This window comes from Mesorhizobium sp. M8A.F.Ca.ET.208.01.1.1 (assembly GCF_004791315.1).
GTDB lineage: Bacteria > Pseudomonadota > Alphaproteobacteria > Rhizobiales > Rhizobiaceae > Mesorhizobium.
Window position 1 is genome coordinate 788,787 of the sequence record NZ_SRUT01000002.1, and the last position, 18,701, is coordinate 807,487.

Annotated in this window: 17 protein-coding genes; 3 read left to right on the plus strand and 14 right to left on the minus strand. The window is 63.5% G+C overall.

The features are described 5' to 3' along the window. Genes ptsP through EN851_RS14365 form a run of 5 tightly spaced genes read right to left on the minus strand, consistent with a single transcriptional unit; the run spans position 1 to position 4,713 of the window. Positions 1 to 1,977 carry a phosphoenolpyruvate--protein phosphotransferase gene (gene ptsP / locus EN851_RS14345; RefSeq protein WP_135867580.1) on the minus strand — a complete coding sequence of 659 codons (1,977 nt, stop codon included), beginning with the start codon at positions 1,975 to 1,977 and terminating at the stop codon, positions 1 to 3. A gap of 57 nt (positions 1,978 to 2,034) precedes the next feature. Then, positions 2,035 to 2,415 carry a PTS glucitol/sorbitol transporter subunit IIA gene (locus EN851_RS14350; protein ID WP_135867581.1) on the minus strand — a complete coding sequence of 127 codons (381 nt, stop codon included), beginning with the start codon at positions 2,413 to 2,415 and terminating at the stop codon, positions 2,035 to 2,037. A gap of 24 nt (positions 2,416 to 2,439) precedes the next feature. Further along, positions 2,440 to 3,444: a PTS glucitol/sorbitol transporter subunit IIB gene (locus EN851_RS14355; protein WP_135929481.1), complete on the minus strand. Its 1,005-nt coding sequence runs from the start codon at positions 3,442 to 3,444 to the stop codon at positions 2,440 to 2,442. Positions 3,445 to 3,460: 16 nt separating this feature from the next. Then, complete coding sequence (locus EN851_RS14360) at positions 3,461 to 4,222, minus strand: PTS glucitol/sorbitol transporter subunit IIC (RefSeq protein ID WP_127279228.1); 762 nt, start codon at positions 4,220 to 4,222, stop codon at positions 3,461 to 3,463. 53 nt (positions 4,223 to 4,275) lie between these two features. Further along, positions 4,276 to 4,713 carry a transcriptional regulator GutM gene (locus tag EN851_RS14365; protein ID WP_015315467.1) on the minus strand — a complete coding sequence of 146 codons (438 nt, stop codon included), beginning with the start codon at positions 4,711 to 4,713 and terminating at the stop codon, positions 4,276 to 4,278. Between the two features lie 192 nt (positions 4,714 to 4,905). Between EN851_RS14365 and EN851_RS14370 the strand changes: the two genes are divergently transcribed. Both EN851_RS14370 and EN851_RS14375 read left to right on the plus strand, forming a co-directional pair. Then, positions 4,906 to 5,547 carry a hypothetical protein gene (locus tag EN851_RS14370; protein ID WP_127279229.1) on the plus strand — a complete coding sequence of 214 codons (642 nt, stop codon included), beginning with the start codon at positions 4,906 to 4,908 and terminating at the stop codon, positions 5,545 to 5,547. A gap of 101 nt (positions 5,548 to 5,648) precedes the next feature. Continuing rightward, positions 5,649 to 6,323: an HAD family phosphatase gene (locus EN851_RS14375; RefSeq protein ID WP_127279230.1), complete on the plus strand. Its 675-nt coding sequence runs from the start codon at positions 5,649 to 5,651 to the stop codon at positions 6,321 to 6,323. On the opposite strand, the gene EN851_RS14380 is transcribed toward EN851_RS14375, so the two are convergent. The 9 genes from EN851_RS14380 to EN851_RS14420 form a co-directional block, all read right to left on the minus strand. After that, positions 6,324 to 7,373 carry a DUF930 domain-containing protein gene (locus EN851_RS14380; protein ID WP_135929482.1) on the minus strand — a complete coding sequence of 350 codons (1,050 nt, stop codon included), beginning with the start codon at positions 7,371 to 7,373 and terminating at the stop codon, positions 6,324 to 6,326. A 121-nt stretch (positions 7,374 to 7,494) separates the two neighbouring features. Then, positions 7,495 to 8,634 (minus strand): DUF930 domain-containing protein, encoded by a 1,140-nt coding sequence (locus EN851_RS14385; RefSeq protein ID WP_135883546.1) that lies wholly within the window; start codon positions 8,632 to 8,634, stop codon positions 7,495 to 7,497. Positions 8,635 to 8,773: 139 nt separating this feature from the next. Then, entirely contained in the window at positions 8,774 to 9,853 is a 1,080-nt protein-coding gene (locus EN851_RS14390) for an ABC transporter ATP-binding protein (RefSeq protein ID WP_135883515.1), read from the minus strand. Next, on the minus strand, positions 9,841 to 11,544 hold the full coding sequence (locus EN851_RS14395; protein ID WP_135929483.1) for an iron ABC transporter permease: 1,704 nt from the start codon (positions 11,542 to 11,544) through the stop codon (positions 9,841 to 9,843). The genes EN851_RS14390 and EN851_RS14395 overlap by 13 nt, the downstream gene beginning before the upstream one ends. Positions 11,545 to 11,636: 92 nt before the next feature. Then, positions 11,637 to 12,623: an ABC transporter substrate-binding protein gene (locus EN851_RS14400; protein WP_135929484.1), complete on the minus strand. Its 987-nt coding sequence runs from the start codon at positions 12,621 to 12,623 to the stop codon at positions 11,637 to 11,639. A 278-nt stretch (positions 12,624 to 12,901) separates the two neighbouring features. Next, entirely contained in the window at positions 12,902 to 14,233 is a 1,332-nt protein-coding gene (locus tag EN851_RS14405) for a pyruvate dehydrogenase complex dihydrolipoamide acetyltransferase (protein ID WP_135929485.1), read from the minus strand. Positions 14,234 to 14,236: 3 nt separating this feature from the next. Further along, a complete protein-coding gene (locus EN851_RS14410; protein ID WP_135929486.1) occupies positions 14,237 to 15,235 on the minus strand; it encodes an alpha-ketoacid dehydrogenase subunit beta in 999 nt (332 codons plus the stop codon). Further along, the gene (locus tag EN851_RS14415) at positions 15,235 to 16,263 is read right to left on the minus strand and encodes a thiamine pyrophosphate-dependent dehydrogenase E1 component subunit alpha (RefSeq protein ID WP_127279553.1); all 1,029 of its coding nucleotides are present in this window, start codon (positions 16,261 to 16,263) and stop codon (positions 15,235 to 15,237) included. The genes EN851_RS14410 and EN851_RS14415 overlap by 1 nt, the downstream gene beginning before the upstream one ends. 2 nt (positions 16,264 to 16,265) lie before the next feature. Next, positions 16,266 to 17,594, minus strand: coding sequence for an NAD(P)H-dependent oxidoreductase (locus EN851_RS14420; RefSeq protein ID WP_127279554.1), 1,329 nt, complete (start codon positions 17,592 to 17,594; stop codon positions 16,266 to 16,268). Positions 17,595 to 17,896: 302 nt separating this feature from the next. On the opposite strand from EN851_RS14420, the gene EN851_RS37080 reads away from it, so the two are divergent. Continuing rightward, positions 17,897 to 18,559, plus strand: a complete 663-nt coding sequence (locus EN851_RS37080; RefSeq protein WP_281041086.1) for an acyl carrier protein — start codon at positions 17,897 to 17,899, stop codon at positions 18,557 to 18,559. Positions 18,560 to 18,701: the final 142 nt, after the last annotated feature.

An 18,701-nucleotide genomic window follows, 5' to 3' on the forward strand; every position in this document is an offset into this window, starting at 1 on the left:
CTACTCCCCGGCCGCCATCGCCGTGATCGTCTTCTTGGCGCGCTGGATCGAGGCCGGGCTCATCGACAGCTCGGTCAGGCCCATCTTCAGGAAGGCCGGAATGAGATCCGGCCGACCTGCCGCCTCGCCGCACATGCCCACCATGATGCCGGCGGCGACCCCGGCCCTGGCCGTCAGTTCGATCGCCGACATCACGGCCGGATTGGTGACGTCGTTAAGCTTCGCAACGGTCGGGTTGAGCCTGTCGGCGGCCATGATGTACTGGGTGAGATCATTGGTGCCGATCGAGAAGAAAGCCACCTCCCTGGCCAGTGCCGGTGCGATCAGCACCGCGGCCGGGGTTTCGATCATCACGCCGAGATCGAACGTGGCGTGCGGCACGCCTTCGGCCTTGAGTTCGGCGGCGCATTCATCGACCAGTGCGCGGCTGCGCGTCACTTCGGAAATATCCGACACCATCGGCAGCATCACCTTGATGTTGCCGTGTACGGCGGCCCTCAGCAGCGCCCTCAGCTGGCGCTTGAAGATATCGGGCCGGTCGAGGCACATGCGGATGCCGCGCCAGCCGAGGAAGGGATTTTCCTCGTCGGGAAACTCGATGCCGGCGATCGGCTTGTCGCCGCCGATGTCGAGCGTGCGCACGATGACCGGATAGGGGGCGAAGGCTTTGGCCAGCGCCGCATAGGTCTCGGCCTGCATGTCTTCCGACGGCAGGTGCATATGGCGCATGAACAGAAGCTCGGTCCGGAACAGGCCGACACCCATGGCGCCGGCTTCCTGCGCAGCCTCGATCTCCTCCAGCGAGCCGATATTGGCCGCGACCTCGATAGTCCTGCCGTCCGCCAGCTTCGGCGTCACCGTCTTGAACGCGGTCAGGCCGGCACGCTCCTTGGCCGCCGCTTCGACGCGGCCGGCGAAATCGGCGCGTGTGGCCGCATCGGGGTCGATGATCACCTGGCCGCTGTTGCCGTCGAGCGCCACCTCTTGCGCCGTGCGCAAGGCATTGATCTTGTCGCCGAGGCCCAGCACCGCCGGAATGCCGTGCGAGCGGGCGATGATGGCGATGTGCGAGGTGGCGCCGCCATGGCCGCACACCACGCCGCCGATGCGTTTCAGCGGCGCGCGCGCCAGATCCCAGGCGCCGATATCATCGGCGATCAGGATCGCACCCTGCGGGATATTTTCGAGGCTGACGTCGTCTTGGCCCAGCAGCACCAGGCAGATCTGCCGTCCGACCGCTTGGACATCGTCGGCCCGCGCATTGAGGTAATGATCGTCGACGGCGCTGAAATCGGCGGCGATGGTGGAAGCGGCGGTGATCGTGGCCGACACCGCGTCATTGCCGCCCTTGATCGCCTTCTCGGCCTCGCCGGTCAGGCTGTCGTCGGCGGCGATATCCCTGAGCGCCGCGACGATGCCCCGGTCACCGGCCGACAGACTGTCCTGCGCCAGCGCCCGGTCCATGCGCGCCTGGACGGCGGCGACGGCGGCGCGGAACCTGTCGATTTCGCCGGCGATTTCTTCTGCCTGCAGCATGCGGCCCTGTCCCGCGATATCAGGCGGGAAATGCGCGAAGGCGGGTCCGATGGCGACGCCTTCGCTTGCGGCGACACCGCGCAAACCATTCGCCTCGCCTGATACCGCCGGCGCGGATTGGGGCGCGGGCGCCGCTTCCTTGCCTGCGTCATTCGCCGGAGCGTGGGTGTCTTCGTCGTCGAGGCCGGCCGTTGGGTTCTCGAGATAGCCGATCAACGCCTCGATCGCCTCGATGGCATCGGCGCCGTTCGCCCGCACGGTGACTTCCTGGTTTTCCTTGACCGCCAGCAGCATCAGCTTGACCGAGCTCTTGGCGCTGACCGCCTTGCCGTCCTTGACCAGTTCGACATCGGATTCGAAGCCCTTCGCGAGCTTCACGAAGCGTGTGGCGGGGCGGGCGTGCAAACCTTCATGCACTCTGACGATGGTCGAGCGTTCCATGGCAAATACTCTGCTTTTTTGGGCGCCAAAGCCAGACTGGACGGGGCGCGAATGCTTTCAGGCGGCGATGGTGATGATCGCGTCTGTTTTCAGGGCGGCCACGAGGGCTTGGCGATCGATCTGCGATGCGCAGATCTCGCCCGGCCTTTCGGCCTCGGTGGCCCCGTTGAACGAGATGACGACGTGGCCCATCTCGAGGACCTTGCTCCAGGCGCTGGAGCCGACGGCGGTTATGACGGCGGTAACCGGACCAAGGGTGATCGACGCGCCCTTTTGAGGCGCGCCGTCACTGGGTCCGAGCTCCGCCTTGTGGAGCACCGAGACCTCGGCAAGCTCCGGCGGCGAGCCATCCGCGAACAGGATGACCACGCCCCCTTCGGCAAGGTCCGCCACTTCGGGTCCTATCGCCGTGACCCGTGTCTTGAGAAAAACCGACATATGGCGAACCTCGTTATCAGGTGTTTAGAACACGATCAGGGAGACGACCCAGGCGATCAGCACCGAGACCGGACCCATGATCTGGCGGCTGATGAGCACCGCAGGCACGCCGATTTCGATGGTTTTCGGCTTGGCTTCGCCGAGCGCCAGGCCGACCGGGACGAAGTCGCAGCCCACCTGGGTGTTGTAGGCAAACAGCGCCGGCAGCGCCATTGCCGGCGAAATCGTGCCGTTGGCGATCTGCGGGCCGATGATGGCCACGCCGATGACCTGCGCGATGACGGCGCCTGGTCCCAGGATGGGCGACAGGAACGGCAGTCCGCAGATTGCCGAGATGATCAGCAGGCCGACGATGTTGTTGGCCAGCGGTCCCATCGGCTGCGCCAGCACGTCGCCGATGCCGGTGTACAGGATCAGGCCGATCAGCATGGTCACGAAGGCCATGAACGGCAGCACGTTGCGAACCACCTGGTCGATCGTGCGGCGGCCGGCATTGAAGAAGATGCCGACCACACGGCCCATGACGCGGCCGATCGAGCTGATCAGGCCGATAAGCCCGCCTTCGCTCGGCAGCGGCTGTGGCGCGGCGGCTGAAGTGCTGTTGTTTGAACTCATCGGCGCTGCTCCCCCCGCAGTGGTGACCGCTTCGGATCCGTCCGCCATTGCGACGTTGGCCGGCTTCACGCCCGAAACGTAGATATCCTCTGTGATGAACTGGGCGAGCGGCCCAGCCTGTCCGACCGGCGTCAGATTGACGGTCGGGATGCGCTTGCGCGGATAGACGCCGCAGCGTGCGGTGCCGCCGCAGTCGACGACGACGACCGCCATCTCTCCTTCGATCGGCGGCGCCTTGAAGCCGTCGACGGCCGTGGCGCCGGTCATGTCGGCGATAAGTTGGGCGACAGGATGGATGCCGCCGCCGGTGACGGAGACGATCTTGTCGCGCTGGGCGGTCGGCTCGATGACGAGCGGGCCGCCCCAGCCTGTGTTACCCCGGGAGATCTTTACGGCTTTGAATGTCTTGTTCATGATGTCCTCCCCGCCCTTACAGCTCGACGCCCTGACGGCGTGCCATGATGGCGGTGATGCGCTCGGTCAGCATGCCCTTGAGCAGAATGACGACCAGGCCGACGATGGCGTACCAGATCGCCACCTTGACGTGGTAACCGGCGACGACGGCGCCCTTCTTTTCCAGCTCCAGCAGCGCGACCAGAATGCCGCCCCAGACGAAATATTCGCCGGGGTTGATGTGCGGGAACAGGCCGAGCGGCGGATGCACGTAGGAGACCGCCGCGTCATAGAAGGCGGGTTTGTGCTTCTCTTCCAGAAACGATCCGAACGTATAGGCCATCGGATTGGTGAGGAAGAACACAGCCAGCAGCGGCAGCAGCGTGTAGCGCGTCAGCGCGATCCTGCCGGCACCGCGCGCCAGGCCATGCACGCGCTCTTCGCCGACCAGTTCGGTGACGGCATAGAAGGCGGTCATAAGCACCACAAGCGTCGGGATGATACCGGTGACGAAGCCGGCGAACACTTCGCCGCCCTTCTGGAAGATGCCGATGAAGTACTTGCCGATGGCGGTCAGCCAGCCGAGCTGCTCTTCCTGCTGGACGTCCTTCAGCTTTTCCTTGAATTGATCGACGGTAATCGGCCCGCTGTCGGCCTGCGCCAGGACAACGAGATGGTCGGAAGCATGCTCGACGGCGAGCTTACCATGCAAAGCAGCATCCGAAACCATGGCACCCGCGACATGCAGATTGTGCACGGCCATGTCGGCATGCTGCGCCAACAACGAAAATACAGACATTTCTCCTCCTTATGCCGGCCCGCCGGGTGGTCCCAGTCGGCGCACGGCCTCCTCTATGCCCTTGCTACGTTCAAGCCGGCCAGGCCCGGCTTCTTCCCCGGCTCCGACCGTGCTTTGTCGATCTGTTCGATCGCCCGCTTCACGGCCTCGGCCACACCGGGTTCCCCCTCCCCCATGATCGCAGGGTTGGACCGGAGTCGATCGAGGGGAACACCCTCGAATTCTTCATGTCGTTTGAATTTGGTGAACACGGAACGGCCGCTCATCACCATCATCCGGCGCACGATCAGGTCAGGCGTCACCACGACCAGCGCGATGGTCCCCTTGGCAAATCGGCCGCGAAAATTGCCTGCGCCGACGAAGCCGTCCTTGTATTGGTCGGTGACGCCCCGGAAGACATCCGAATAGTGCCGCATCTGCAGCCAGACGCCGAGCGACTGCAACGCCCACACAATAACCAGCAGAAGCAGTCCCCACTGCCAAATCGCCATTCGGTTCTCCTCCCGAAGCCTCAGTCGAGGCGCACCTTGGACCGGCACGCAACAACAGCAAAGTGAGAACATTTGTTTCCGCGAATGTCAATATGTATGATATTGACCTCGACCTCGGTCATCCACAGGGCCGTCGGCCGATTTCGGCGGCGGCACGGCTGTGCTAGCCTGTCGTGAAACGGGATGCATACAATGGAACTGCCCTTCAGGGACGAATTGGCCCTCATGCCCGACCTGCGCCACCGGCTGCGGCAGTTGCGCTGGTTCCGCGCCACCTTTCGTGGCAGCGCCAAGGTGGTCTCGGACACTTTCGGCGTACGCTTCGAAATCGACGAGGCGAAGCTGACGCGGGCTTTTCTCGACTGGGTCGAGGTCATGGAAGCGCAGAAGCGGTTTGCCGCGATCGACCGGGCCGACTTCATCGTCTTTGCCGCCGGCCTTGTGTTGCGCGAACTGATAAAACAGGCGCCGGCCAGGGAGATCTCCGGTCTTACCCAGCTCGTCGAAACGGATCAGAATGCCGGCACGCTGGACATCATCCGCTTCTGGCCGGAAGGCTTTCTCTACACCAACTACTGCGTCTCGGTGATTTCGGCCATCTACGAGCAGGAGTTCGGCTCGGCGCCCAGTATCGACAAATGCGCCGACGACCTGCGCACCTGGTGGTCCTATCGCGAGAACGTCACCGAAATCCCGGCCTATGCCGTGGCGTTCCTCGACCGCTTCCTGGGCGCGGAGCCAAACTGGATCACGCCCGACCGCGCGCAGTCGCGGCAGGCCATGCAACGGGCACTGAGGTCCTCCCGCGCCAGCGACGTGTTGCGCCAGCTTTGAGCATCGCCGGTTTTCGCATGTCCCCAAAAAACACCGCGCTATTGAACATCTGACTTTTTGCCGATAGCGATGTGCGAAATTTGAGTTGAGGAGACAAGCGCGTGGCGCGAGCAAGGCCCATCATCTTCGATTGCGACGGCGTTCTCGTCGACAGCGAGCCCCTGGCCGCCAGGGCCTACGAGCGCGTCTATGAAAAGCATGGCATGCCGGGCGTTCACGGCGGCATCATCGCGCAGTGCGTCGGCATGAAACAGGCCGACATCATCGTCAGGATCAAGGAATTGACCGGCCATCAGTTTCCCGCGGCCGCCGACAGCGATATCTGGGCCGAGACCAAGATCCTGTTTTCGCAGGAATTGAAGCCGACACCGGGAATCGCCGCATTCCTGGAGACGCTCGACGGCGACCGCTGCGTTGCCTCGTCGTCCTCCGTCGAACGCATCAACCACAGCCTGGCCATCACCGGGCTGGCGCGGTTCTTCGGCGATGCGATCTACAGCTCTTCGATGGTCAAGAACGGCAAGCCCGCGCCTGATATTTTCCTGTTCGCCGCGGCGGCGATGGGCGCCAGTCCGGCCGACTGCGTCGTCATCGAGGATTCGCCTTTCGGCATCCAGGGCGCGGTTGCCGCCGGCATGACGGCGGTCGGCTATACAGGTGGCGGACATACTTATGCGGAGCATGCCGCACGGCTGATGGCCGCCGGTGCCGATTTCGTCTGCGCCGACTGGAGTGAAGTGAGCCGGCAATTGTCGGGGCTCGGTGTACCGGCGTAGCTAGTAAAGCCTAAGGCGGGCCCATTGGTCGCGCGGGATCACTGGCCCCACACGGAAATTAAAGGACAGGACCCTCGTCGCATTGGTGTCGACCTCGCACCGGAAGCCCAGATGATACCAGGCAGTTGTGGTGCGGAAGGCTACATCCGAGCCGTCAACAACATTGCCCGCTCTAAGTGGGACACTTGGGATCAGGTCGGGAAAGTAAGAGGCGTCCAGCAATTGCTGCTGCAACACACTGGCACAAAGTTTGGCTCCCCGCTGACTGCGCGGCAAACCACCCATCGAGGTCGTGGCCAACGCATCGTCAGTGGCACCCTGCGAGTAGAGTTTGCGAACGCCCGGAAGGCCCGAGTCGCGCTGCGATGCGGACTTCGAGACCTTGGGTTTCGGCGCATTTGCTGGTTTGGGCTTTGGCGCTTCGGCTGATGTGGGAAGCTCGACGTCGCCATCGGCAGCCAACGGCGTTGATAGCGCGCCCTGTTGCTTGGCGGCTTCGAGCCCCGCCTGCTTTTCTGCCTCCGGGTTGACTGCCTGTTGTTTATCCACGTCCTCGGTTGAAGCTGCCTGCTTCTGCGCGTCCTTGGCTGGATCGGAGTCTGGTGGTGTGGCAGGCTGGTTTTCCGCCGGCTTCGGTTCGACCGGCGGCTTCGAAGGCTCATTCTTGGCCGGGAATGGCGAGCTGTCTTGAGCGCTGGTCCCATCCAGGGATTTCCTCGGGCCGGTATCCTTGTCGCCGAACTGAAAAACGGGCTTCAGGACCTCCACTGGCGGGGGCTTCTGCGCCTGCTTTTCCGACGGAGGCTGTTTCTCAACCTTCTGCTCAGGCGGTTTTTCTACCTTTGGTTCCGGTGGAGGCGGAACAGGTTTCGGCTTTGGCTGATCGGGCGGAGGCACGAGCGCGACATTGACCGGCTGCTCCTCCCGCAGCTGTTGGGGAGGGATTGGCAGCCCATATATCAGGATCGCCGCGATGAGCACGTGCAGGATCAGCGATGCGGGCACGCCCCACAACAGATTCCGACGCCGTTCTCGTGCCTCGTCCTTCATCACCTTCGATGTGGAATGAAATCGCGGCGGCTTCAAGCACGGGCACTGGATTGGCGCTATTTAACCGCCGACAGCTTGGCGACCTGGATGACCGGCGATTGCCCCGGCTCGGCGTGCCGGCCTAATTTAGCGGATACTTAGTGAATCCACGGCTGGCCCATTCGCCGGGCGGGATCAATGACCCAACACGGAAGTTGAAAGACAGGACCCTCGTCGCATCAGCGTCGACCTCGCACCGGAAGTTCAGACTGTACCATTGGGTTCTGGTGCTGAAGGCGGCATGCTGAGGGTTAAGGACGTTGCCCAGCTTCAGCGGAATGGTTGGCACCCATTTGGGCGAATAATCAGCACTTTGCAATTCCTGGTCCAGAACGTTGCCGCAAAGGTTGGCAACGCGCTGATCGCGCGGCACGTTGTCCATGGAGCTTGTGGCCAGCGCATTGCCGGTTGCGCCTTGCGAGTAAAGCTTTCTGACGCCCGGAAGGCCGGAGTAGATCGGCGATCCCGCAGCCTCGGTGTTGGTGGGATTTGACCTTCCCGCCTTCCCGCCTGGGGCTTTGAAGGCTGTTGCGGATTTGAACTTCATCGGCTTTGCGGGTTTAGGCTTTGCCTTTTCTTCCGAGGATGGAGGCGCCGGCTTGTCGGCGGCCTCGGCAGCCAATGGCTTTGGCGCTACGACCGCTTGCTTTTCGCCGGTTTGCGGCGTCGCCTGCTGTTTGTCGGTGTCTTCAGTCTCCTCCTTTTTCTCGCTTTGCGCGGGTTTTTCGGCCGGCACGGCGGTTGCCGGCTTCTCGTCGGCCCTGTCGGAGGCTGCCTCTTGCTCAGGCGCAGCGGATTGGGTCGGGGCGGGCTTCGGTTCGACTGGCGGCTTCGCGGCCTCATCCTTGGCCGGCAACGGTGCATTGACTTGAGCGCTGCCGCCGTCGAGAGATTTCTCAGGCCCCGTATCCTTTTCGCCATATTGAAAAACGCGCTTCAGTACCGGAGTGTTCACCGGCTTGGGCGGCTGCTCGGGCGGTTTTTCAACCTTGGGTTCCGGCGGCTTTTCGGCTTTGGGCTGCGTTGGCGGTGGGGGAACAGGTTTCGGCTTCGGCTGATCGGGCGGAGGCACGATCGCGACATTGACCGGCTGTTCCTCCCGCGGCTGCTGGGGACGTGGGGGCACACCATATATCAGCAGCGCCGCGACAAGCACGTGCAGGATCAGCGATGCGGGGATACCCCACAACAGATTCCGATGCCTTTCTCGTGCCTCGTTCATCCTGACGGATGTGGAATGAAATAGCGGCGGCTTCAAGCATAGGGATCGGATTGGCGCAATTTGGCCACTGACAGCTTGGTGATCTGGATGATCACGCGCGGGCCTGCGTTGCGAGTCGCGACTCACCCCGCCGAGCAAGTCATGCGGCGGCTCCCGGGGCAGGGATCAGCCAGCCGGATCTTATGCGCAGCCGGACCTGCGCACCGTTCTCCAGCACGACCGGATCGGGCTGCTCGAAACGCAAGGTCAGGTCGGGACCGGCAGCAGGCGTAAATTCTATGCGCGCGGCACCTCCCTGGTAGATCGCCCGCTTGACGAGACCGTCGAAGCCCGAGGCATCGGCGGAAAGCTCGATATCAGCGGATCGGCAGCAGATCCTGGCGCCGGCGCGTGGCCGCTCACCAGGCCGACAGCGGACCACCAGTTCGGTTCCGAGAACCCTGACCTTGCAACGGCCGCCGTCTTCGCTCGTCATCACATCCGCTGGCAGCAGGATGCCTTGCGAGATGAAGGAGGCCACCATCTCATTTGCCGGCTCATGATAGAGTTCGCGCGGCGTCGCAAGCTGCGCCAGGCGTCCGTGGTCCATCACCGCGATACGGTCGGCCAGCGCCATCGCCTCGGCCTGGTCGTGGGTGATGTAGACGATGGTCGTGCCCGTGCGCTTGTGAAAGGCGGCGAACTCGTCCTCCATCGAGGCTCTCAGATGCACGTCGAGATTGGCGAGCGGCTCGTCGAACAGCACCAGCGACGGCGCGGCGACAAGGCAACGCGCCAACGCCACGCGCTGGCGCTGACCGCCGGAGAGATTGGCCGGCCTGCGCTCGCCAAGGCCCTGCAGATTGACCAGCGCGAGCGCGTCTTCCACTTTTTGACGCGCGACGGCCTTGTCGAGCTTGGCCACCTTCAGCGAATAGCCGATATTCTCGGCGACGCTCATGTGCGGCCACAGCGCATAGTTCTGGAAGACGATGCCGACACGCCGCTTTTCCGGCGCGACGCTGCCGCCCTTGCCCGACACGACCTCGCCGCCGATGCGGATTTCGCCCGAAGTCACTTTCTCGAAACCGGCGACCAGCCGCAGCAACGTCGTCTTGCCACAGCCGGAAGGTCCGAGCACCGCCAGAAACTGGCCGTCAGCGACATCGATCGAGACATCCTTCACGGCATCGAAATCGGTGAAGCTCTTGGTCACATGGTCCAGCGTCAGTCGCGCCATGGCAGAACTCCGCTCGGAAGATGAGGGGCAAGCAGGTTGGTCACCAGCATCAGCGCGAAGGTGACCGCGACCGTGATGACGGACATCGCCGCCGCGTAGTTGGAATCACCGCCCTGCTCGAAGGAAAACATCACCACGCCGATCGTTTCGGCCCCCGATGACCACAGCAGCGCCGAGACGGTGAGTTCGCTGAGCGCCGTCATGAAGATCAGGAGGCCGCCGGCGATCGCCGCCGGTGCGACGAGCGGAAAGATGATGGTGCGCATACGCGTGAACAGGCCGGCGCCCGCCACCTGTGCGGCCTCCTCCAGCGCCCGGTCGATCTGATGATAGCCGCTGATGGTCGGCCGCAGCGCCAGCACCAGGAAGCGGGCGAGATAAGCGTAGAGGATAATCCAGACGGTGTTGTAGAGCTGGATGCCGGTCAGCGGGATCGATCTGAGAAACAACAGCAGCGAGGCGATCGCCAGCACCACGCCGGGCAAGGCATAGGGCAGTTCGACCGACAGGTTGAGCAGCCGCACCCAGCGCTGCTTGCCCCAGGCGATGAGATAGCCGACCGGCACGGCAACGATAACCGCGAAGAAAGCAGCCACGATCGACAGCCAGAAACTGTTGAAGAAGGCGCGATTGGCGGCATCATGCTCGAACAGCACGAAACGGTAATTGTCGAGCGTCGCCGTTTTGGCGGTGAGCGCGATGCCGTAGCCCGGCACCAGCGAGGTCAGCACCAGCCCGAACAGCGGCAGGACCAGCACCAGCAGGATGAGCAGCCACATGCCGGTCTGGACGACCGGCCGCCAGCGGCCGAGCTCATAAGGTTCGGACGGCAGCGATGTCGAGGAAATACGGTAGTCGCGGCGACGGCTCATCCCCTCCTGGGCGAGGATGCCGGCCATGGCGATGATGCCGATCAGCACCGACAGAAACGCGGTCTCGCCGAGCACCGCCGGACCGCCGCCGGCCAGCTTCTGATAGATGAGCGTCGGCAGCACGAGATAGTTGGCGGGAATGCCGAGAAACGCCGGAATGCCGAAATTGCCGACACAGGAGACGAAGGCAAGTGCGGCCGCCGCCATGATCGACGGCGTCATCAAGGGCAGCACGATGGTGACCAGTACGGTGAACCAGTTCGCGCCGCCGGCGCGCGCCGCCTCGACCAGTTCGCGCGGCAGCTTGCGCAGGCCGGCACGCACCAGCAGGAAGACCAGCGGGCCGTATTGGACGCCAAGCAGCAGGATGATGCCCGAGGTCGAATAGAGCAGGTTCTTCGTGCCGAGCGGCGGCGCCGCCCCGAACAGTTTTAGGAACGGGCTCGCCGGGCCGAACAGTTGCAGCCAGGCCAGCGCCGTCACCTGCGGCGCGATCAGCAGCGGCATGACGTAGCAGAGCACCAGGGCGCTTCGGCCACGTATGTCGGTCAGCGAGACCAGCACGGCCACCAGCGTCCCCGACAGCACAGCCAGAAGAGTGCCGCCAATGCCGACGACCAGCGTGTGCCAGGTCGCGATCCAGGTTGCCGGGCTTCTCAGCCCGGCCTCCACGGCCACGGTCGTCAAGACGCCGCCGGGTGCCGCGATCTCCTTGACGAGGCGCAGCATGGGCAGCAGCGAAAGCAGCACAATGACGACGGCAACCGCCGCCGTCAGGGCCATTTCCTGGCCCCGGCTTTCCCTGATTCGTGCCGACATGATTGGTTTCCTGGGATCGGTCGATCGATTCGATCACGTTTCGCCGGAACTGGCGAGATGCCGTGGAAACGGCATCTCGCCTGACTGTCGGCTCAGCCGCCGAACAGTTCCGAGAACTTTGCCTTGTCGGCGTCAGTCTTGGCAACAATGGCCTTGGTGTCGAACGGCATCACCTTGATTTTGACGCCTTCCGGCAGCCAGTCGGGACGGCCGACCGAGGCGCGCGCCGGCAGATAGCCCATCGACAGCGCCAGCTTCTGGCCTTCATCGGACAAAATGAAGTCGACGAATTTTTTCGCGCCATCGACGTTCTTGGCGGTCTTCATGATGGCGACCGGCTCGGTCACGGCAGGCACGCCTTCGCTGGGGAAAACGAACTCGACCGGCGAGCCCTTCTTCTTGGCGTTCATCGCCATGAAGTCGACGAGGATGCCATAGGGCTTCTCGCCCGATGCCACCGACTTCAGCACCGCGCCATTGCCGCGCACGCTGGCGGTGCTGTTGGTCTTCAGCTTCCGGAAGAAATCCCAGCCATAGTTAGCGTCGCCGACAAAGCCCGAAAGCAGGTAGGCGGCAGCGCCCGAATAGAGCGGGCTCGGCATGACCAGGCCGTCGGCATAGGCCGGCTTGGCAAGGTCTGCCCAATGCTCCGGCTTTTGCGCGGCCGCGGTGTTGTAGACGATGCCGGTGGTGATCAGCTTGCTGCCGAAATAGGTCTTGTCGGCGTCATAGGCATCCGCATCGATACCGTCGAGCTTGGCCCCGGGATAGGCCATCAACCGGTCATCCTTCTTCAGCAGCTCCATCGAGACCGCGTCGGCGATCAGGAGCACGTCGGGCTGCAGGCTGCCCGCGGCGAATTCGGCCGCCATCTTGGTCAGGATGTCGCTGGTTCCCGAGCGATAGATGGTAACGTCGATGCCGGGCTGCGCCTTCTTGAAGGCATCCACGGTCTTGGCCGCGTCCGCCTCGGGTTGGGATGTGTAGAGCGTCAGCGTTTCGGCATTTGCCACGCCGGCAAACAAAGTTGCGGCGAGCGCCAGCTGGCTGGCCAGCAGCTTGATGAATAGCGTCTTCATGAGACCTCCTGATCCTGTCTGTGCATGAGCGGACCGGCATCCTGGCCGGTTTCCATATTCTCCCTGCACGGCCCATATGACTGGTGGATGACACTGAGTGTCAGCGTCCGGATCAGATCGCATTCATCAGGAAAGAGAGGCTGTCTGGCAGCCTCGAGTGGGGCCGGGAAGGCCCCGGGCACATCGCAACGAACAGCCTCAACGGAGCGGGAGGCGGGCTCCTGCTGTCAACCCGCTTTCCGCTACCGGCATACTCCGAAGGCAGCGCGGAAAACCGTTCAGACCAGCATGCCCATCGGGTTCTCGATCAACTTCTTGAAGGCGACCAAGAGTTCGGCCCCCAGCGCTCCGTCAACCGCACGATGGTCGGTCGACAGCGTCACCGACATCACGGTGGCGATCTTGATCTCGCCGTTCTTGACCACCGCCCGCTCCTCGCCGGCGCCGACCGCCAGGATCGTCGCGTGCGGCGGGTTGATGACGGCGGCAAAATCCTTGATGCCGAACATGCCGAGATTGGACACTGCCGTGGTGCCGCCCTGGTACTCTTCCGGCTTCAGCTTGCGGCTGCGGGCACGGCTCGCCAGATCCTTCATCTCGTTGGAGATGACCGACAGCGTCTTTTCATCCGCATGCCGAATGATCGGCGTGATCAGGCCGCCGGGGATCGACACGGCGACGCCGACATCGGCATGCTTGTGCTTGACCATGGCGCTCTCGGTCCACGAGGCATTGGCGTCCGGCACCGCCTTCAGCGCCATGGCCATGGCCTTGATCACCATGTCGTTGACCGACAGCTTGTAGGCGGGCGCCTCACCCTTGTCGGTCTTCTTCACCGGTGCCGCCGCGTTGAGCTGCGTGCGCAGCGCCAGAAGCGCATCGAGCTCGCAGTCGAGCGTCAGGTAGAAATGCGGGATGGTGGTCTTGGCCTCGACCAGGCGCCGCGCGATGGTCTTGCGCATATTGTCGTGCGGGACGAGCTCGTAGGAGCCTTGCTCGAACAGCTTCAGCACCTGATCGTCCGACATTGCCTTTACAGCCGGAGCAGATGCGGCAGGAGCTTCGGGAGCAATCGCCGGAGCCTCCCTGGCGCCGCCCTTGGCAATCGCCGCATCGATGTCCGCCTTGACCACACGGCCATGCGGGCCGGTGCCTGATATGGCTGAAAGGGTGAGACCCGCCTCGCGCGCCAAGCGGCGAGCCAACGGTGTCGCGCGTGCGCCCGACGGCGATTGGCCGATCTCCCCCCTTGTGGGGGAGATGCCCGGCAGGGCCGAGGGGGGCGCCTCGCTCCCGGCAGTTGAAAGGACATCGTGCTTCGTCGCGAGGGGGGAGACTGGCGCCGCGTCCTGCTTGGTCCCATAAGCCTCGCCGTCGGCATAGATCCAGGCAACCGGCGCGCCGACCGGAATGTCGACGCCTTCCTTGCCGGTCACGTCGCGAAGCACGCCACTGGCAGGCGCATCGATCTCCATCGCGGCCTTGTCGGTCTCGATCTCGAACAGCACGTCGCCCTTCTTGACCTGAGCGCCTTCCTCGGCGAACCAGCGCGAAATCTGTCCGGTCGCCATGTCCATGTCGACCTTGGGAAGAATGACTTCGGTCGGCATCTCTCAGCGAACCCCTTTCACGAGGTCGCGCGCGGCGATGATGATGTCGGGAACCTGCGGCACCGTGGCCTTTTCCAGCTCCGGATTGTAGGGGATCGGCGTTTCCGCGCCGCCCAGTCGCACGATCGGCGCATCGAGATAATCGAACGCCTCGCTCTCGGCGATCATGGCGCTGACCTCGGCGCCGATGCCCAGCGTCTTGACGGCTTCGTAGACGCACATCAGCCGCGACGTCTTCTTGACGCTGTCGATGACGGTCTGCTTGTCCATCGGCCGGATGGTCCGGAGGTCGACGACTTCGACGTCGATGCCTTCGGCCTCCAGCGTGGCGGCGGCGTCAAGCGCCTTCTGCACCATGATCGAGGTGGCGGCGATGGTGAGGTCGCGGCCCTCGCGGCGGATGTCGGCCTTGCCGATCGGCACGGTGTAATAGCCTTCCGGCACCGGCCCCTTCATCTTGTAGAGCAGCTTGTGCTCGAAGATCATGACCGGATCGGGATCGGCGACAGCAGCCAGAAGCATGCCCTTGGCATCATAGGGTGTCGCGGGCTGGATGACCTTCAGTCCCGGCACATGGCCGAGCCAGGCTTCCAGGCTCTGGCTGTGCTGCGCGGCGGCCCCCGTGCCGGAGCCGGCAGGGAAGCGCATGACGACAGGCACTGAAACCTCGCCGCCCAGCATGAAGCGCATCTTGGCGGCCTGGTTGACGATCTGCTCCATGGCGAGCGTGGCGAAATCCGAAAACTGGAATTCGAAGATCGGCCGCATGCCGGTGACGGCAGCGCCGACTGCGACGCCAGCACCACCCAGTTCCGAGATTGGCGTGTCCAGCACCCGGTCCGCGCCGTAACGATCGACCAGGTCGCCAGTGACCTGGAAGGCGCCGCCATAGACGCCGATATCCTCGCCCATCAGGAAGACGCGCTCGTCCATGTCCATGGCGATCGCCATAGCTTCCTGGATCGCCTGGGCGTAGCTCAGTTCACGCACCATCGCGTCCATCACGCCTGCTCCGTATACACGTAATTTCCGGTCTCGCTGACGTCAGGCGAGGGGCTCGCCTTGGCGAACTCGATGCCGTCGGCGATCTCTTGCGCCACCGCGTCGCGGATGGCTTCGATGCCCTTGTCGTCGATGAAACCGAATTCCCGCAACTCGTTCTCGAACAGCGTGATCGGGTCGCGGTTCGACATCCAGTCCTCGATCTCTTCCTTGGTGCGGTAGCGGTTGCGGTCGCTCTTGGAGTGACCGCGATGGCGGTAGGTCTTGGACTCGATCAGCGTCGGCCCCTCGCCCGCGCGTGCCCGCTCGACCGCCTTGTACGAAGCCTCGGCGACCTCGGAGAAGATGTTGCCGTTGACGATGACGCCAGGCATTGAATAGGCGGCGGCACGGTCGGCGATGTTCTTGACCGCGGTCGACCGGGCCGTCGATGTCGACATGCCGTAGCCATTGTTCTCGCAGACGAAAATGACAGGCAGCTTCCAGACCGCCGCCATATTGAGCGCCTCGTGGAAGGCGCCCTCATTGTTGGCGCCGTCGCCGAAGAAAGAGACGACCACCTTGCCGGTCTTCATCATCTTGGAGGACAGCGCGGCGCCAACCGCGATCGGAATGCCGCCGCCGACAATGCCGTTGGCGCCGAGATTGCCCTTGGCGACATCGGCGATGTGCATCGAACCGCCGCGGCCCTTGCAGTAGCCCGTGGTCTTGCCGAAGAACTCGGCGAACATGCGCTTCACTTCCGCGCCCTTGGCGATGCAATGGCCATGGCCTCGATGCGTCGAGGTGATCTGGTCATCCTCGCCAAGCGGCATGCAGATGCCCATGGCGCTGGCCTCCTGGCCGATCGATAGATGCATGGTGCCGTGGATGAGGCCGCGCGTGTAGCTTTCCTCCGCGCCCTCTTCAAAGCGGCGGATGAGGTACATCTTGTAGAGCACCTGCTTCAACTGCTCGGCGCTGTACTGGCGATAGACGAAAGGCAGGTTGGCGCGGCTGTCCGCGACGGCTTTGCTGGCTCCGGCCATGATCACGCCTCCACGGTTCCGTAGACGAGCTTGTCCTGGCGGGCGCGCAGTTCGGCGATCTTGGAGCCCGGAGCCGGGGTGGCATTGGCGTAGGTGATCAACTCACCCTTCTTGATCGGCGCCGTCACCGAACCGCCCTGCAGCAGGCCGCAGGGAATGGCCCTGACGGCATGCGCTTCCGGCGCCGTCATGATCCAGGCGCGATAGCAATATTCGCCGATCGCGTCGAGCTTCTCGCCCGGCTGCATGTCCTTCTTGGCAACCGCGGCCACTTCGGCCACCGGCTTGGCCAGCGGCACCATGTCGGCCTTACCGTAGAGCACGACGCGGGCGCAGGTCAGAGGCACTTCGAGCGAAGTCAGGTGATAGGGGCGGTGGAAGGTGAAGTACGGGCCCTTGCCCATCTTCAGATCTTCCATGCGCTCCGAGATGCGCGGGTGGGACATGTCGGCGACGACGAAGACGCCCGGCGCGACGCCCTTGCCGATCGAATAGTCGACGACGCCGACCCTGGACAGGACGCCGCCATCCTTCTGCGGCACCAGGACCTTGTTCAACTCGCCAAGCGTCGCCGCAGGGCCATGCATGCCAGCCTTGTCCGGCACCAGTCCGGTGGCATTGGCGATCGCCGCCATCTCGACCATGGTCTTCGAGCCGTCGACGAACTCGACCAGCATGCGCACGTTCATGTGCCGGCGCCTGGCCTCTTCCTCATAGGCGGGCGGCGTGGCGTCGATGTTGAGCGGATTGTTCTTGCCCTTGCCGGCGGCGACGATCGGATGGCCCATCGCCGAGACGAATTCGATCAGCTCCATGCAGGAGGACGGCTCGTCGCCGGCGCCCAGCGAATAGGTGACGCCGAGCCGGTCGGCTTCGCTCTTCAGATAGGCGCCGATGGTGACGTCGGCCTCGACATTCATCATCACCAGATGCTTGCCATGCTCCATGGCGCGCAAACCGATCTCGGCGCCGACGGCGGGAACGCCGGTGGCATCGATGACGACGTCGATAAGATCATTGTTGATGACCAGGCTGGCGTCATTGGTGACCGCCACCTTGCCGGCTTCCATGGCAGCCGTCATCGCCGAAGCGTTCGACACTTCGCGCGCATGGCCGGTTTCCTGGAAGGCAATGTCCACCGCCTTGCTGGCGGCAGGCAGGTTCAGCTCGGAGATCGCCCCGATCTCGATGCCCGACATGTGGGCGACACGGGTGACGATGTCGGTTCCCATCTCGCCCGACCCGATCAGGCCGATGCGGATCGGCTTGCCCGATTTGCCGCGTTCCTCGAGATCGCGAGCAAGGCCCGTCAACGAAACATTGGAAGCCATACCGCTCATTCCTCCCATAATGCAGGCTTGTTCAATTGCCTGACGGGTATTGAACATCTGTATTTCTGTCAAGACTAATGTCCAAAATCTGCGTGTTTTTGCAGCACTTTCACAATGCGTGCAGCACAGCAGAAAAAGCCGGTGGAGAGCCGGCAAACCGCGTAATTCCACATTGCCGTGACGAGACTGCACGCAATGGCGGCGCGCGTGCGTCCCGTCCCATGGCGCACAGGATACTTGTTAGGAGCCGTTACCCTGCGCAAAAGCGTTGGCAGTGAACATGCATCGGTTAGGGGCTTCCGATGAACGTGCAACAACGGGTTGGACCTGTGGCAGTGCCAGGCGATGGCCCGGCCCATGCGATTGCCGGCATCTTCGCCACGGAGTTGGGCGTACCGGCAGTCGGCTTCGACGACAATTTCTTCGATCTCGGCGGCGATTCGCTGATGGCGGAGACTTTGGTGCTTGCCGTGCAGAAGCGGTTCGGCGTCAAATTGCAGACCTCGGTCCTGCTCGAAGCCCAGACACCGCGCGAATTCGGCCGCTTGATCGCGTCGCTGGTACCGGAGCATCCGGCCCGCGAACTGATCGTGCCGGTGTCCGGCAGCGTCGGCCAGGAGCCGATCGCGATGATCCACGGCATCACCGGCTCGGCCTTGTTCGCCAATCGCTTCAGCAGGCGTCTGAAAGACAGATACGCGTCCGGCACGACGGGCGATCCAGAGGCCTACACGCAGTCGCATGAGGCGCTCGCCAGGCGCATCGCGGCGCGCCGCGGGGTGGTGGAGGGAACCGCCAAGCGATTCCTGACGCCGATGGCCCTGTCATACTCGGCAATGCGCCACCAGGTCCTGGGCTATCTGCTTTACGGCGCAATACTTGCAGCAATGAAGGGAATGGCGCGCAATGCGCGAAAGATCGCAACAAACATATCAACCCCGTGCAGAACCCGGATGGCGTTTTAGCGCTACGATGTCGCGATTGATAGCGCCCGCGACCAGATCAGGTTGAAATACAGCATGCGTGTACGGACCAGCCGGTGGTCGCGAATTCTCGCGGTTCAAGACCAGGGTTGTGGGAAGATGGGCTTCGTCTTATGAGCAGGCA